The sequence below is a fragment of the Streptomyces sp. GSL17-111 genome (assembly GCF_037911585.1).
Lineage (GTDB): Bacteria > Actinomycetota > Actinomycetes > Streptomycetales > Streptomycetaceae > Streptomyces.
On the sequence record NZ_JBAJNS010000001.1, the window covers coordinates 2,315,683 to 2,330,187 of the forward strand.

16 protein-coding genes and 4 tRNA genes are annotated in these 14,505 nt (G+C 69.7%); 6 read left to right on the top strand and 14 right to left on the bottom strand.

Annotated elements, in window-relative coordinates:
• Positions 1-193: 193 nt before the first annotated feature.
• The 6 genes from V6D49_RS10030 to V6D49_RS10055 form a co-directional block, all read right to left on the bottom strand.
• Entirely contained in the window at positions 194-1,114 is a 921-nt protein-coding gene (locus V6D49_RS10030; RefSeq protein ID WP_340558916.1) for a hypothetical protein, read from the bottom strand.
• Positions 1,115-1,274: 160 nt separating this feature from the next.
• The gene (gene rplA / locus V6D49_RS10035) at positions 1,275-1,997 is read right to left on the bottom strand and encodes a 50S ribosomal protein L1 (protein WP_191209783.1); all 723 of its coding nucleotides are present in this window, start codon (positions 1,995-1,997) and stop codon (positions 1,275-1,277) included.
• 83 nt (positions 1,998-2,080) lie between these two features.
• Positions 2,081-2,515 (bottom strand): 50S ribosomal protein L11, encoded by a 435-nt coding sequence (gene rplK / locus V6D49_RS10040; RefSeq protein ID WP_191209784.1) that lies wholly within the window; start codon positions 2,513-2,515, stop codon positions 2,081-2,083.
• A 206-nt stretch (positions 2,516-2,721) separates the two neighbouring features.
• Positions 2,722-3,642 (bottom strand): transcription termination/antitermination protein NusG, encoded by a 921-nt coding sequence (gene nusG, locus V6D49_RS10045; RefSeq protein WP_340558918.1) that lies wholly within the window; start codon positions 3,640-3,642, stop codon positions 2,722-2,724.
• A 76-nt stretch (positions 3,643-3,718) separates the two neighbouring features.
• Positions 3,719-4,000, bottom strand: coding sequence for a preprotein translocase subunit SecE (gene secE, locus V6D49_RS10050; protein ID WP_191209786.1), 282 nt, complete (start codon positions 3,998-4,000; stop codon positions 3,719-3,721).
• A 118-nt stretch (positions 4,001-4,118) separates the two neighbouring features.
• Positions 4,119-4,191, bottom strand: a tRNA-Trp gene (locus V6D49_RS10055).
• 278 nt (positions 4,192-4,469) lie between these two features.
• Between V6D49_RS10055 and V6D49_RS10060 the strand changes: the two genes are divergently transcribed.
• On the top strand, positions 4,470-5,714 hold the full coding sequence (locus tag V6D49_RS10060) for a pyridoxal phosphate-dependent aminotransferase (protein ID WP_340558919.1): 1,245 nt from the start codon (positions 4,470-4,472) through the stop codon (positions 5,712-5,714).
• A gap of 157 nt (positions 5,715-5,871) precedes the next feature.
• A complete protein-coding gene (locus V6D49_RS10065; protein WP_340558921.1) occupies positions 5,872-6,891 on the top strand; it encodes an adenosine deaminase in 1,020 nt (339 codons plus the stop codon).
• Between the two features lie 28 nt (positions 6,892-6,919).
• Here V6D49_RS10065 and V6D49_RS10070 read toward each other — a convergent pair whose 3' ends face one another.
• From V6D49_RS10070 to V6D49_RS10095, 6 genes are all read right to left on the bottom strand, one after another.
• The gene (locus V6D49_RS10070; protein WP_340558923.1) at positions 6,920-7,975 is read right to left on the bottom strand and encodes a UDP-N-acetylmuramate dehydrogenase; all 1,056 of its coding nucleotides are present in this window, start codon (positions 7,973-7,975) and stop codon (positions 6,920-6,922) included.
• A gap of 38 nt (positions 7,976-8,013) precedes the next feature.
• A complete protein-coding gene (locus V6D49_RS10075; protein WP_340558925.1) occupies positions 8,014-8,448 on the bottom strand; it encodes a MaoC family dehydratase in 435 nt (144 codons plus the stop codon).
• Between the two features lies 1 nt (position 8,449).
• Positions 8,450-8,905, bottom strand: coding sequence for a MaoC family dehydratase N-terminal domain-containing protein (locus V6D49_RS10080; protein WP_340558926.1), 456 nt, complete (start codon positions 8,903-8,905; stop codon positions 8,450-8,452).
• A gap of 152 nt (positions 8,906-9,057) precedes the next feature.
• Positions 9,058-9,222, bottom strand: coding sequence for a 50S ribosomal protein L33 (rpmG, locus tag V6D49_RS10085; RefSeq protein ID WP_003956487.1), 165 nt, complete (start codon positions 9,220-9,222; stop codon positions 9,058-9,060).
• Positions 9,223-9,315: 93 nt separating this feature from the next.
• Positions 9,316-9,388, bottom strand: a tRNA-Met gene (locus tag V6D49_RS10090).
• Between the two features lie 48 nt (positions 9,389-9,436).
• Positions 9,437-9,509, bottom strand: a tRNA-Thr gene (locus tag V6D49_RS10095).
• 299 nt (positions 9,510-9,808) lie between these two features.
• Between V6D49_RS10095 and V6D49_RS10100 the strand changes: the two genes are divergently transcribed.
• The 3 genes from V6D49_RS10100 to V6D49_RS10110 all read left to right on the top strand — a co-directional run bounded on the left by V6D49_RS10100 (position 9,809) and on the right by V6D49_RS10110 (position 12,132).
• Positions 9,809-11,077, top strand: coding sequence for an amidohydrolase family protein (locus V6D49_RS10100; protein WP_340558927.1), 1,269 nt, complete (start codon positions 9,809-9,811; stop codon positions 11,075-11,077).
• Between the two features lie 37 nt (positions 11,078-11,114).
• Positions 11,115-11,774, top strand: a complete 660-nt coding sequence (locus V6D49_RS10105) for an NAD(P)H-binding protein (RefSeq protein WP_340558929.1) — start codon at positions 11,115-11,117, stop codon at positions 11,772-11,774.
• A gap of 61 nt (positions 11,775-11,835) precedes the next feature.
• Entirely contained in the window at positions 11,836-12,132 is a 297-nt protein-coding gene (locus tag V6D49_RS10110; protein ID WP_340558931.1) for a hypothetical protein, read from the top strand.
• 62 nt (positions 12,133-12,194) lie between these two features.
• On the opposite strand, the gene V6D49_RS10115 is transcribed toward V6D49_RS10110, so the two are convergent.
• Positions 12,195-12,280 (bottom strand) — tRNA-Tyr (locus tag V6D49_RS10115).
• Positions 12,281-12,929: 649 nt separating this feature from the next.
• Here V6D49_RS10115 and V6D49_RS10120 point away from each other — a divergent pair.
• Complete coding sequence (locus V6D49_RS10120) at positions 12,930-13,955, top strand: hypothetical protein (protein ID WP_340558933.1); 1,026 nt, start codon at positions 12,930-12,932, stop codon at positions 13,953-13,955.
• A gap of 64 nt (positions 13,956-14,019) precedes the next feature.
• Here the strand turns inward: V6D49_RS10120 and V6D49_RS10125 are convergent, their stop codons facing one another.
• Positions 14,020-14,481 carry a hypothetical protein gene (locus tag V6D49_RS10125; protein WP_340558935.1) on the bottom strand — a complete coding sequence of 154 codons (462 nt, stop codon included), beginning with the start codon at positions 14,479-14,481 and terminating at the stop codon, positions 14,020-14,022.
• Positions 14,482-14,505 lie beyond the last annotated feature (24 nt).

The following is a 14,505-nucleotide window of genomic DNA, read 5'->3' on the forward strand; positions in this document are numbered from 1 at the left end:
GCACGGGCCGTCCGCTCCTACGAGCGAATCCTTAGGCCACCGCGCTCCGACTGTGACGACGGCGCGCAGCAACGACCAGCGGTCTTTGGCTACCGCGACACTGTACGGGGGGCGTCACGGCGGTGGCAAATCCGGCTTCCCGGTCCGACGTCACGGCACGGGCGCCATGACGTCGGACCGGAAGCCGTGCACGTCAGACCGCGCCGGGCTCCATGGCCCCGGGACCGCCGAGCTCCTCCATCATCTCCATGAAGTCGATCGTCTCGTCGGCCGGCGGAGCCTCGGGCGCCACCGTCACGCCGTAGTCGGTGATGCGCTGAGTGACCTCGACGCTGCCCTCGGGGCTGTCCATCACCATGGTCAGCTGAACCGGCATGTCGTCCTCGTTGATCCAGACCTCGAGGTCCATGCCCTTGATGCCGGACTCCTCCATGCCCTGCAGGAGCTCCGTCCGCTCCTCCTCGGTCATGTACTCGCCGGACTCGGACTCCTCCGCCTCGATCTCCAGCATCTCCTCGACGGTCATGGTGCCCTGGTAGTGCTGCGTGGTGGCACCGTCCAGCTGCTCCTCGCCGACGTGCTCGATGTTCGGCGAGTCCAGCAGGAGGGCCATCTGCTCGGCCGGGCTGCGGCCCATGTCGTCCAGGCCGCCCGTCATCTGGTCGGCGAGCGCCTCGTCGCCGGACTGCTCGGCCAGGGCGGTGAGGTCCATCTTCAGCCAGGACTTGCCGTCGGTCTCAGCGGCCATGGCCTCGCCCGCGTTGACGTACATGACGTCCTCGATCATGATCATGCGCATCTCGGACGGCGCCGAGGGGTCGCCCGCCGCGCCGGGCGCGAACGCCGAACCGCTCATGGTGAAGTCGATGGCGACCGGGTCCCAGGACATGACGCCCTGCATGTCCATCGCCTCGGGCATACCCGGTGCGGTCATCGTCATCTCGACGCGGGCGGACTTCGCCTCGGTCGTCTTCTTCGTGGCGGCCGCCATGGCCTGGACCGCCGAGCGCTGCTCGGCGGTCTTCGACGGTGCCGGCGCCTTCTTGCCGCCCTCGTCCGAGCTGTCCCCGTCCCCGGTGCAGCCGCCGAGGACCAGGGCCGCGGTCAGGCTCACGGCGCTCAACGTCATCGTGCGTGTACGACGCATTCGTATACCCCCCACATGTGCCAGTGAATGTCCCAACCGTAGTACACCGCTGTGTGTCCCTGACAAACGGACGAGCCCCCGCTCCACAGGGAGCGGGGGCTCGTCCGAACCGGCGTCGCGGGGAGGCTCAGGCGGCCTCGTCCTCGACGAGCAGGTTGCGGGTGCGGTTGCCGTCGACCGGGATGCCGGGGCCCATCGTGGTGGTGATGGTGGCCTTCTTGATGTAACGGCCCTTGGCGGCGGACGGCTTCAGACGCATGACCTCGTCCAGCGCCGCCGCGTAGTTCTCCACGAGCTGCTGCTCACCGAACGACACCTTGCCGATGATGAAGTGCAGGTTCGCGTGCTTGTCGACGCGGAACTCGATCTTGCCGCCCTTGATCTCGGTGACGGCCTTGGCGACGTCGGGAGTGACGGTGCCGGTCTTCGGGTTCGGCATCAGGCCACGCGGACCGAGCACGCGGCCGAGGCGGCCGACCTTGCCCATGAGGTCCGGGGTGGCGACGACCGCGTCGAACTCGTTCAGGCGCTGACCCTTGGAGATCTCGTCGATCAGCTCGTCGGAGCCGACGATGTCGGCGCCCGCGGCTTCCGCGGCGGCTGCACGGTCACCGGTCGCGAAGACCAGGACCCGGGCGGTCTTGCCGGTGCCGTGCGGCAGGTTCACGGTGCCGCGGACCATCTGGTCGGCCTTGCGCGGGTCGACACCCAGGCGGAAGGCCACCTCGACGGTCGCGTCGAACTTGACGGCGGTCGTGTCCTTGGCGAGGCGGACGGCCTCGAGCGGGGCGTAGAGCCGCGTCCGGTCGATCTTGGCGTCCGCGCTGCGGAGATTCTTGCTGCGCTTCACTTCTGCTCCTGTGTTTCAGGTACGGAGTCGTGGTGTGGACCAGCGCTTGGCCCTTCCACGGAACTGCTGGTGACCGGGTGCGGTCAGCCCTCGACCGTGACGCCCATGGAACGGGCGGTGCCGGCGATGATCTTCTCGGCGGCGTCCAGGTCGTTCGCGTTCAGGTCGGGCATCTTGGTGGTGGCGATCTCCCGCACCTGGTCGCGCGTGATCTTCGCGACCTTCTTGACGTGCGGCTCGCCGGAGCCCTTCTCCACGCCCGCGGCCTTGAGGATCATCTTCGCGGCCGGCGGGGTCTTCGTGATGAAGGTGAAGGAGCGGTCCTCGTAGACCGTGATCTCCACCGGGATGACCCAACCGCGCTGCGACTCGGTCGCGGCGTTGTAGGCCTTGCAGAACTCCATGATGTTGACGCCGTGCTGGCCCAGCGCGGGGCCGACCGGCGGAGCCGGGTTGGCGGCGCCGGCCTGGATCTGGAGCTTGATCAGCCCCGTGACCTTCTTCTTCTTGGGAGGCATGCTCTCTCCGGGTCTTGAGTGAGAGTGGTTCGCCCACCATCCGTCATCCGGATGGAGGCATACCGCACCACGATAGCGAATGGCCCGCCGTACCACGAAACCGGGCAGGCCGGACCGGGTCGACGGGGCCCCGGCCCGGACACGCGGAAGGGCCCCGCCGGACGGTGGAACCGTCGCCGGGGCCCTTCCTGGTGCGCTCGGTGCGCTCAGTTCTTCTGGATCTGGTCGAAGCTCAGCTCGACCGGGGTCTCGCGCCCGAAGATCTCCACCAGGCCCTTGACCTTCTTGGAGTCGGGGTTGATCTCGTTGATCGTCGCCTGGAGGGTGGCGAAGGGTCCGTCGGTGACGGTGACCGAGTCGCCCACCTCGAAGTCCAGGACCTGGACCTCCAGCTTGCGGCTCGGCGCCGGCCGGCCCTCGGCCTCGGCGGCCTCCTTGGCGGCCTTCTCCTCGGCCTCCGGGGCGAGCATCTTGACGACCTCGTCCAGCGTCAGCGGGTACGGGTCGTAGGCGTTGCCCACGAAGCCGGTGACGCCCGGGGTGTTGCGGACGACGCCCCACGACTCGTTCGTCAGCTCCATGCGGACCAGCACGTAGCTGGGCAGCTTGTTCTGCCGGACGGTGCGGCGCTCGCCGTTCTTGATCTGGGCGACCTCTTCCTGCGGCACCTCGGCCTGGAAGATGTAGTCCTCGACGTTGAGCGAGACGGCCCGCTGCTCCAGGTTCGTCTTCACGCGGTTCTCGTACCCCGCGTAGGTGTGGATGACGTACCACTCGCCGGGCTGGTGGCGCAGCTCGTCACGGAGGGCCGCGACCGGGTCGACGGGCTCCTCCTCGACGGCGTCCTCAGCCTGCTCGTCGGACTGCTCGTCGGACTGCTCGTCAGCCTGCTCGGTGCCGTCCTGCGCCTCGGCGGCGTCGTCGGCCTGCCCGGCCTCGGGGGCTTCCCCGGCACCGGCCGTCTCGACGTCGGCCTCGGCGGTGGCGTCCGCAGCGTCGTCGGCCTGGTCGGCCTGCGCGGCCTCGGCCTGGCCGGCGCTGTCGTCTGCCGCGGCCTCGACGGAGTCGAGCGCGGTCTCGCGGCCCTGGGCGGGCTCGACAGCGTCGTTCAGGTTCGGGTCAGACACGGTAGCTGCTTCTTCCTGGCTCTATGGGGTCGAACATACGGACCGGCACCGCAGGAGCGGCGCCGCCGCGATGGTGTCAGCCGAAGACGAACTTGACGGCCTCACTGAAGCCATAGTCAAGCACGAACACGATACCGATCATGATCAGCACAAAAATGATCACCACGGTGGTGTACGTCGTGAGCTGGTGCCGCGTGGGCCAGACGACCTTGCGGAGCTCGGCGACAATCTGTCGGTAGAAGAGCGCGAGGCGGGCCAGAGGGCCCTTCTTGCCGCGCTTGCCGCCCCGCCGCGGCTTCTTGTCATCCGACGAACGCCCGGGCTCGGGGACCTCGGCAGTATCCGTGATCTCCGCCACTTGTCCTCACCTGATCCGGGGTCGGGGGCCGCGCGACGTTCAGCCCAGCCGCACGGCGGTGCATTTCTGTACGTACGCCTGCACGCACCATCCTATGGGGTGGAAGAGATGCGTGGAGCAGGGCCGGAGGGACTTGAACCCCCAACCGCTGGTTTTGGAGACCAGTGCTCTACCAATTGAGCTACGACCCTTTGCCGATCCCTCAACCTACCGCATGACGGACACTCGGCTGAGCGTCCGACGCGTGGTCGGAGAAGGCCAACGAGGGAAGAGTGTACGTGCTCACCGCGCTGCCGTCGAACAGGTAGCCCTGCGTGACGTGCGCGGCCGCGCCTCCGGGCGTCCCACGGACGGCGGCGTCGACGTGCGGACGTGCGCCGAGCAGCCGGGACGGCCCGGGCCGCGACCCGGCTTCCGCCAGGTGAAACCGTTGTGTCCGGCCGTCGTCGAGTCTGCAACGATGCTTCGCATGACTGCTGCAAACCCCTCAGACCAGTCCTCCACCACGTCGTCCGGCAACCGCGTGTCGGCGCGTGTCGGCGCCATCTCCGAGTCCGCCACCCTCGCCGTCGACGCCAAGGCCAAGGCGCTCAAGGCGGCGGGCCGACCCGTGATCGGCTTCGGCGCGGGTGAGCCCGACTTCCCCACGCCCGACTACATCGTCGAGGCGGCGGTCGAGGCCTGCCGCAACCCCAAGTTCCACCGCTACACCCCGGCGGGCGGCCTGCCCGAGCTGAAGGCCGCCATCGTCGACAAGACGCTGCGTGACTCCGGCTACCGGGTCGAGGCCGCGAACGTGCTCGTCACCAACGGTGGCAAGCAGGCCATCTACGAGGCCTTCGCCGCGATGCTCGACCCGGGCGACGAGGTCATCGTCCCGGCCCCGTACTGGACGACGTACCCCGAGTCGATCAAGCTGGCCGGCGGCGTGCCGGTGCCGGTGGTGGCCGACGAGACGACCGGCTACCGCGTGAGCGTCGAGCAGCTGGAGGCCGCGCGGACGGAGCGCACGAAGGTGCTGCTCTTCGTCTCCCCCTCCAACCCGACCGGCGCCGTGTACACCCGCGAGCAGGTTGAGGCCGTGGGCCGCTGGGCCGCCGAGCACGGCCTGTGGGTGATGACGGACGAGATCTACGAGCACCTCGTCTACGGCGACGCCGAGTTCTCCTCGCTGCCCGTCGTCGTGCCGGAGCTGGCCGACCGTTGCGTGATCGTCAACGGCGTCGCCAAGACGTACGCGATGACGGGATGGCGCGTGGGCTGGGTCATCGGCCCGAAGGACGTCGTCAAGGCCGCGACGAACCTCCAGTCCCACGCCACGTCGAACGTGAGCAACGTGGCGCAGGCCGCCGCCCTGGCCGCCGTCTCCGGCGACCTGACGGCCGTTGCGAAGATGAAGGAGTCCTTCGACCGCCGGCGCCGCACGATCGTGCGGATGCTGAACGAGATCGACGGCGTGGTCTGCCCGGAGCCGGAGGGGGCGTTCTACGCGTACCCGTCCGTGAAGGGGCTCCTCGGCAAGGAGATCCGGGGCAAGCGGCCCGCCGACACGGTGGAGCTGGCCGCGCTGATCCTGGAGGAGGCCGAGGTCGCCGTCGTCCCCGGTGAGGCGTTCGGCACCCCGGGTTACCTGCGGCTGTCCTACGCGCTGGGCGACGAGGACCTCGTCGAGGGCGTCTCGCGGATCCAGAAGCTGCTCGCCGAGGCCCGCTGAGCCCGCTGCCGGGCCGGTGCGGCGGCGCACCGGCCCGGCAGGGCCCGTCCCGGCCCCGCCCGGCACGCACAGGCCGTCCCGGGCGGCGAATACCGCACGGGACGGCTTGTGCGCAAAGCGGCTTCCCGCTCTCCGCCCGATGCGGCAGGATCTTGGGATGGAACGCGTGCGTGACGTCCGTCTGCTCCCCAAGGCCCATCTCCACCTGCACTTCACCGGCTCCATGCGCCCCAGCACCCTGCTGGAGCTGGCCGACAAGTACGGCGTCCACCTGCCGGACGCCCTGCGCGGCGGGGAGCCGCCGAAGCTGCGCGCGACGGACGAGCGCGGCTGGTTCCGCTTCCAGCGCCTCTACGACATGGCACGCTCCTGCCTGCGCGAGCCGGAGGACATCCAGCGGCTCGTGCGGGAGACCGCCGAGGAGGACGTGGCGGACGGCTCGCGGTGGCTGGAGATCCAGGTCGACCCGACCTCGTACGCGCCACGGCTCGGCGGCCTCATCCCGGCGCTGGAGATCATCCTGGACGCCGTGGAGTCCGCCCAGCGCGCCACCGGGCTGCCGATCCGGGTCCTCGTCGCCGCGAACCGCATGAAGCACCCGCTGGACGCCCGCACCCTGGCCCGTCTCGCGGTCCGCTACCGGGACCGCGGGGTCGTCGGCTTCGGGCTCTCCAACGACGAGCGGCGCGGCTTCGCCCGCGACTTCGACCGGGCCTTCGCCATCGCCCGGGACGGCGGGCTGGCCGCCACCCCGCACGGCGGCGAGCTGGACGGGCCCGGCAGCGTGCGCGACTGCCTGGACGACCTGCGGGCCCACCGCGTGGGCCACGGCGTCCGCGCGGCGGAGGACCCCCGGCTGCTGGCCCGGCTGGCCGAGGCCGGGGTGACGTGCGAGGTGTGCCCGGCGTCCAACGTGGCGCTCGGCGTCTACGACAAGCCCGAGGACGTCCCCCTGCGCACGCTGTGGGACGCGGGGGTGCCGATGGCGCTGGGCGCGGACGACCCGCTGCTGTTCGGGTCGCGGCTGGCCGCCCAGTACGAGCTGGCCCGCGCGCACCACGGCTTCACGGACGCGGAGCTGGCGGAGCTGGCCCGGCAGTCCCTGCGGGGCTCGCTGGCCCCCGGGCCGGTGCGGGCGGAGCTGCTGGCGGAGGTCGACGCCTGGCTCGCGTCCTGACGTGCCCCGGCCGGAGCGGGGGCCGGGGCTACAGCGCGCAGCCCACGGTGACCGGCTCGTTGACGAGCGTGACGCCGAACGCCGCCCGGACGCCGTCCCGCACCTCCCGGGCGAGGCCCAGCAGCTCCGCCGTGCTGGCCGTGCCCCGGTTGGTCAGGGCCAGCGTGTGCTTGCTGGAGATGCGGGCTCCGCCGGTGCCGTACCCCTTGGTGAAACCCGCGTGGTCGATGAGCCAGGCGGCCGAGGTCTTGACGCGGCCCTCCCCGGCGGGCCAGGCGGGTGCCGTGACGTCGGCTCCGAGGCGTTCGGCGACGCGGGCGGTGAACGCGGCGTGCTCGGCCTCGCTGAGTACGGGGTTGGTGAAGAAGGACCCGGCCGACCAGGTGTCGTGGTCCTCCGGGTCGAGCACCATGCCCTTGCCGGCGCGCAGCTTGAGCACGGTCTCGCGGGCGCGGGCGGCGGGCACCCGGTCCCCGACCCCGACGCCGAGGGCCCGCGCCGTCTCCGCGTACCGGATCGGGGCGGAGAGCCCGTCGGCGTCCTCCAGCGAGAACCGCACCCGCAGCACGACGTGGCGGTCCGGGTCGGCCTTGAAGCGGCTGTGCCGGTAGGAGAAGCCGCACTCGGCGGCCGGGATCGTCACCGTGCGGTCCTCGACGCGGTCGTAGGCGACGACCTCCGTGATGACGGACGAGACCTCCTGCCCGTACGCGCCGACGTTCTGGATCGGCGTCGCGCCCGCCGAGCCGGGGATGCCGGCCAGGCACTCGACCCCGGCCAGCCCGGCCTCGACGGTGCGGGCGACGGCCTCCGACCAGTTCTCCCCCGCCGCCAGCTCCAGCCGCGTCCCGTCCAGGGTGAGGCCGGTCGTCGCGACGCGGACGGCGGTGCCGTCGAACCCGTCGTCACCGATGACGAGGTTGCTGCCGCCGCCGATGAGCAGGAGCGGCGTACCGGTGGCGTCCGCCGCGCGCACGGCGTCGATCACCTCGTCGTCGCTGGTGGCGTGGACGAGGCACCGCGCCGGCCCGCCGAGCCGGAACGTGGTCAGCGGGGCGAGCGGGGCGTCGAGAAGCTTCTGCACGGGCACCAGCGTACGGGTGGGACCGCCGGGGAGCGGGGTCAGGCGAGCCGGACGACGGCGCGGGACATGCCGAGGACCTTCTGCCCGGCGCTAGTCGCCGTCAGGTCGACGCGGACGGTGCGGGCCTCGTCGTCGAGCTTCGCGGCGACCTTGGCGGAGACCTCGATCACGGCGCCCCCGCCGTCGTCCGGGACCACGACGGGCTTGGTGAAGCGCACCCCGTACTCGACGACGGCGCCCGGGTCTCCGACCCAGTCCGTGACGACGCGGACGGCCGAGGCCATCGTGAACATGCCGTGCGCGATGACGTCCGGCAGGCCCACCTCGCGGGCGAACCGCTCGTTCCAGTGAATCGGGTTGAAGTCACCGGAGGCGCCGGCGTACCGCACCAGCGTCTCCCGGGTGACCGGGAAGCTCCGCGCGGGCAGCTCGGTGCCCGGCTCGACGTCGGCGTAGCGAAGTGTGGCGGCCATCTCAGCTCTCCTCCGCCGCCGCGCGGGCGACCAGCTTCGTGTGGGCGGTCACGACGAGCTCGCCCAGCTCGTCGTGGACCTCCCCGCGGATGTCCAGGATGTCGTTGCCCGCCATGGAGCGGATGGCCTCGACCGTCGAGGTGACCGTGAGCCGGTCGCCGGCCCGCACCGGGCGCACGTAGGCGAAACGCTGGTCGCCGTGGACGACGCGGCTGTAGTCCAGCCCGAGCTCCGGGTCCTGCACGACCTCGGCGGCGGCGCGGTAGGTGATGCTGAACACGAAGGTGGGCGGCGCGATGACGTCCTCGTGGCCGAGCGCCTTCGCCGCCTCCGGGTCGGTGTAGGCGGGATGGGCGTCGCCGATCGCCTCGGCGAACTCCCGGATCTTCTCCCGGCCGACCTCGTAGGGCGCGGTGGGCGGGTAGCTCCGCCCGACGAACGACTGGTCGAGGGCCATGGCCCGCTACCTCCTGCTGGATTCCGGCGTGCTGGTGCCCGGCGTTCGTCGTCCCCGTGGCCGACTGCGACCGGGCACGGGGACGACGAACGCCGTGAGGCCGCCCCCGGCGACGGGGACGGCCTCGACGATTGCTGTGATCAGCCCAGTGATCAGCGCGTCTCGCGGTGCGCGGTGTGCGAGTTGCAGCGCGGGCAGTGCTTCTTCATCTCAAGACGGTCCGGGTTGTTACGCCGGTTCTTCTTGGTGATGTAGTTCCGCTCCTTGCACTCCACGCAGGCCAGCGTGATCTTCGGGCGGACGTCCGTGGCAGCCACGTTGAGTGCTCCTTGACGCGAACGAATGGTGTTTAACGCAGAAAGAGTAGCCGATCGAAGGACCGACCCCACAATCGGCTACTGAGTGGTGAGTAGCGGCGACCGGACTTGAACCGGTGACACAACGATTATGAGCCGTTTGCTCTACCGACTGAGCTACGCCGCCACGATGTGACCGGCCCCCCGCCACCGGGCGGACGGCCTCTCACACCAGAGCCCCAAAACGGAATCGAACCGTTGACCTTCTCCTTACCATGGAGACGCTCTGCCGACTGAGCTATTGGGGCGAGCGAGGAAGACACTACACGCTCCGCCGCCGAAGGTGAAATCCGTATCGTCCCTGTGAGGCGCCCCTCCCGGACGCCCTCGGAGCCCCTCGCGGCCACCCTCCGAGCACCCGCCGGAGCCGTCCCTTCCGGTACGACTTTTGCCGACCGCCCCGCGACTGCCCGCCCCGGACACCCCCCGCGTCCTACGCTCGGTCCGACCCTGCCCACGGAACGTGCACTTCACCGCGCCACACCGTCGGCCCGGGGCGCCCCCACAGACACTCCTCGACCGAGGGACAGCACCCAGCGGGAGCCCGATGCCGGACAGCCAGCCCCAGGAACCCGGGCGCCACGAACGCGCCGGAGCGAGCGCGGAGTCGGGTGGCCTGGTCCTCAGCGGCGCCCGTCTCGCCGACGGCAGAACCGTCGACGTCCGCGTCACCGGCGGCCGCATCGAGGCCGTCGGCACGGCCGGAAGCCTCGCCGACGCGGACTCCCGCGCCCGGGGCACCCGCCTCGACCTGGGCGGATACCTCCTGCTGCCCGCCCCCGCCGAGCCCCACGCCCACCACGACAGCGCCCTGACCGCCGACACCGACGGACCGCCCTCCCTGGAACCCGTCGACATCCAGCGCCGCACCACCCAGGCCGCGCTCCTGCAACTCGGCCACGGCGCCACCGCCATCCGCACCCACGTGCGCATCGGCGACGTCGCCGGACTCCGCTCGCTCCAGGCCGTCCTCGGCGCCCGCCGCGCGCTGCGGGGGCTGACGGAGCTGCGCGTCGTCGCCGTGCCTCGCCAACTCACCGGCACGGCCGGAGCCGACGGGCTGGCCATGCTCCGCGACGCCCTCCGCATGGGCGTGGACGTCGTCGGCGGCTGCCCCGACCTCGACCCCGACCCGTCGGGCCACGCCGAGGCCGTGCTCGAGCTCGCCGCCGAACACGGCCGCGCCGTCGACCTCCACACCGACGCCCCCGAACCGGCCCGGCTCGCCCGGCTCGCCGCGATGGCCGGCGGGCTGCGGCCCCACGTCACCATCGGCCCCTGCTGCGGGCTCGCCCGGCTCCCGCACGACGTCGCCGCCCACCTCGCCGGACGGCTCGCCGCCTCCGGCGTCAGCGTCGTCACCCTGCCCCAGGGCGGCTGCGCGCTCGACGGCTCGGCGGGCCACCCCGACGCGAGCGGCTGGGTGCCACTGCGGCTGCTCCGCGCGGCGGGCGTCCACGTCGCGGCGGGCAGCGGCGCCCTGCGCGACGCCGCCAACCCCGTCGGGCGCGGCGACCCCCTGGAGGCCGCCTTCCTCCTGGCGTCCCGCGCCGAGGCCAGCCCCGAGGACGCCTACGCGGCCGTCAGCACCCACGCCCGACGGGCCCTCGGGCTCCCCCCGGTGCGCGTCGAGGCCGGTTTCCCGGCCGAACTGCTGGCCGTCCGAGGGCAGACGGTGCCGGGCGTCCTGTCGCTGGGGTACAGCCGCGTCGTGCTCCACCGGGGCCGCGTGGTCGCCCGCACCAGCGCGGTGCGGGAGTTCTGCGACGCGGCCGACGCCGCCGGGCTCGACCTGCCGCGACAGGCGCAGAGATGACACCGCGCCAGAGCCCGGGTGACGTACCGTCGGACGCATGCGCACAGTCATCGCAGGGGGCAACGGACAGATCGCGGTGCGGCTCGAACAGCTGCTCACCGCACGCGGCGACGAGGCGGTCGGCCTGATCCGGCGCCCGGAGGCGGCCGACACCGTCCGGGCGGCCGGGGCCGAACCCGTCGTCTGCGACCTGGAGTCCGCTCCCGTCGCGGAGGTCGCCGGTCACCTCGCGGGCGCCGACGCCGCCGTCTTCGCCGCCGGAGCCGGGCCGGGCAGCGGAGCGGCCCGCAAGGAGACGATGGACCGCCGGGGCGCCGAGCTCTTCGCCGAGGCCGCCGCCCGGGCCGGCGTCCGCCGCCTGATCGTCGTCTCGGCCATGCGGGTCGACGAGGAGCCGCCGCCCGGCATGGACGAGGTCTTCGCCGCCTACCTCCGCGCCAAGGGCGCCGCCGACGCCGCCGTGCGCGCCCGGACCGACGTCGACTGGACGATCCTGCGTCCCGGCCGCCTCACCGACGCGCCCGGCACCGGCCGCGTCCACCTCGGCCCGGACGCCGAACGCGCCGAGGTGCCGCGCGACGACGTGGCGGCCGTCCTCGTCGCCCTCCTCGACGAACCCCGCACCGCCGGCCTCACCCTCAACCTCGTCAGCGGCGAGACCCCCGTCCCCACCGCCGTCACCGCCGCCCTGCCCTGACTGGACAGCCCTTCGGGACCGCCGGAGCATGGAAAGAGGGGCACGCTCGGAAGGGGCCACCATGCCGACGCTGCACATCGAGCACCCGGTCACCGACTACGGCCGGTGGAAGGCGGCGTTCGACCGCCTTTCCGACCAGCGTCGGCGGGCAGGGGTGCGCCACCACCGCATTCACCGCCCGGTCGACGACCCCGCGTACATCGTCGTGGAACTGGACTTCGACACCGTGGAGGCGGCCGAGGCGTGGGCCACCACCCTCCGCACCCGCATCTGGCCCGCTCCCGAGAACGCTCCCGCGCTCGTCGGTACCCCTCGGACCATGATCCTCGATCTCGCCGAGGAGAAGCAGCTCGCCTGACCGTCGGCTCCGCACACCAGAACGGCCCCTGATCGCTGGATCAGGGGCCGTTTCAGGTCCTGTGGCGGCGCCAGGATTCGAACCTGGGAAGGCTGAGCCGGCAGATTTACAGTCTGCTGCGCGTGCCACCGAGGCCGCTGGTCTGGCCTGCCCCTTTGTTCCACACTCCCCGCATGGACGCCTGCCCCGTCCACATGTCGTCCACAGCGACCCCAGTCAGGCCGTCCGCCCAGGGCCCCCTGTGGGAAAGCCTGTCCCACAGGGGGCCCTATTCAGTCAGCCACGAACGGCGCTGACCAAGGCTGCGAGCGCCCCGATCACCCCTGTAAGTGCAGTCACCAAGGGCACCCAGCGGTTGACCCATTGGGGGTCTCCGTCCTTACGCTTCCCCATGGAAGGGGTCTCGGGCTTCGACACGTTGCTCCTCCAATGAAGGGCCAGGGGCCGTCTCAGTTGCCCTGGCCACACGAGTCGGTGTCGCCCCTGTCAGCCACGACGGGGGCGACGCTGTCTTCTGGATGAAGGCAACCTGTCCGAGGCAACGAACGCTATGCGCTCGGCCAAACCCAGCGAATGCCGGACAGCTCACCAGCAGGCCACCTAAGATGCTCAAGCATTCACCGGACAGGCCCGGACAGGCCCGGACAGTCTCGGCCAGAGCCGGACACCTGCGGACAGCAACAGGGGGACAACACGTGAGCTTGGCGAAACAGCTTCAGGAGCTGCGAGTACGGGCAGGAAATCCCAGCATCCGCAGGATTGAGCACCTGATCGGGCGGCAAGGACGAGACCGCCCGATGGCACGTTCCACTATTCAGGACAAGATTTCAGGTAAAAGCTCACTCAACTTGCTTGAAGTATTGTCAATCGTGGAAGCACTAGCGGAGCACGCGAGGGTTAACGGAACGCCACTCCCCCCGCAGGAGATAGCTCAAGGAATCTGGCGTGAACGCGTGACAAACTTCGCCAGGAACGCGAAAAATAAACATTCCACTCATTACGCACCAGCCGTTACCCCAGAAAGAGAAATTCCATGGAATCTTGAGGCGCTTAAGCTAGCTCAAATGTACGATCTCATTGAGATAGTGGAAAATTCGACCGAAACCCCGACGGCGTTCTGGCTCCCGCAGATAGTAGAACCCATGCTGCGGGCCGAGATGTCTGTCAGCGATCTCATGAGAAGAGCTGCCCAAGATAGCCCGCAGTCGATAGTTCAGACTCTCGCAGTACTAAATAACGAGTTCCCCCAGGATAAACCTATCGACCCACGGGGCGAGCCTGTGCTGTGGGTAGTATCGGATAACGATCGAACTGTTGGGTCACTTCTCGCGCACACAGCACGGATTCACGGGACAACGTCAACACCTGCAATCGTCGTTGCCATGCGCCGAGCGGAAATAGAGGAACATGCCGATGCTTACCTCGCGAACATTGCAAGAATACACCCGCCTAAAAATATTCAGTCCATAGTGCAGCAACTCCGGAGTGCCACACTATCTGGTGATGCAAAGAAGATTCTCAGGCACATCGGACTAGGGCGGCGAAGCAACGAGCTCATCGAGATTGTGACCTATCTCCGGAAAGCGGGCCAGGAAGGCGACGCCAAAGAGATCCTTAAAGCAGTAGCCGCCGGGAAATGGTACCGACTCAAGAATGTGGTCGACCACATTCAGAGCCACGAATCTGCCGAATATTTCACGAGAGCGATTATTGACGGAATCCCTTGGGGCGAGCATTCGAACTACAGTAAAGAAGTTCGGAAACTTGGCAACAAGGAACTGGCTGAGAAAATTCTGGCAATGGCCAACGAGCCCCCTTTCTAGTCTCAGTACGCCAACTCGGCCGCAGCACGAAATGCAGTACTCGCGATGGCCATATTATCCAGAACTACAACCCCTGCGGCGAATAGAAGGTGGCCTGAGTTGTTCCAAGCACACGTAGTCGGCTCAGATATTCATGGGCCGCAGGGTCGCTTGCGTAGGACCGCCGCACCTCCGCCGCCAACTCGCGACTTGTCATGAGCAACGACGGCATAGATTGCCGATCGCCCTGGAGTGCATGGTTGCCAAAGGCTAGCGCCTGCTCTAGATCACCTTGACGAGCCGCTGTTACGCCAAGCGTTACGCGGGCTTCGGCGTTGCGCATGGGGGAGCGTTCTGTGCCGTCGAAGTCGGTGCCGTCGCGGAGGACTTGTTCGGCGAGATTACGGGCGAGCTTGTTCTCGCCGACGAGGCGGTAGCAGTCCATCGCGTAGAAATCGAACTTCGCAGGGTCGACCACGAAGTGGTTGTCCAGGTTTTCTTGAAGCGGCATGCCTTCCAGGAGGCGGCGGCCTCGGTCGAGCGTCACCTCGACCTGTCGGCGGTCCCCTAT

Bases quoted from the DNA above. Each gene is read 5' to 3' on its own strand.
- V6D49_RS10065 (WP_340558921.1), top strand. From the start codon at position 5,872: ATGGAACGCGTGCGTGACGTCCGTCTGCTCCCCAAGGCCCATCTCCAC.
- V6D49_RS10100 (WP_340558927.1), top strand. From the start codon at position 9,809: ATGCCGGACAGCCAGCCCCAGGAACCCGGGCGCCACGAACGCGCCGGA.
- V6D49_RS10080 (WP_340558926.1), bottom strand. From the start codon at position 8,905: ATGGCCCTCGACCAGTCGTTCGTCGGGCGGAGCTACCCGCCCACCGCG.
- V6D49_RS10075 (WP_340558925.1), bottom strand. From the start codon at position 8,448: ATGGCCGCCACACTTCGCTACGCCGACGTCGAGCCGGGCACCGAGCTG.
- V6D49_RS10105 (WP_340558929.1), top strand. From the start codon at position 11,115: ATGCGCACAGTCATCGCAGGGGGCAACGGACAGATCGCGGTGCGGCTC.
- V6D49_RS10120 (WP_340558933.1), top strand. From the start codon at position 12,930: ATGGCACGTTCCACTATTCAGGACAAGATTTCAGGTAAAAGCTCACTC.
- V6D49_RS10060 (WP_340558919.1), top strand. From the start codon at position 4,470: ATGACTGCTGCAAACCCCTCAGACCAGTCCTCCACCACGTCGTCCGGC.
- V6D49_RS10110 (WP_340558931.1), top strand. From the start codon at position 11,836: ATGCCGACGCTGCACATCGAGCACCCGGTCACCGACTACGGCCGGTGG.
- rplK (WP_191209784.1), bottom strand. From the start codon at position 2,515: ATGCCTCCCAAGAAGAAGAAGGTCACGGGGCTGATCAAGCTCCAGATC.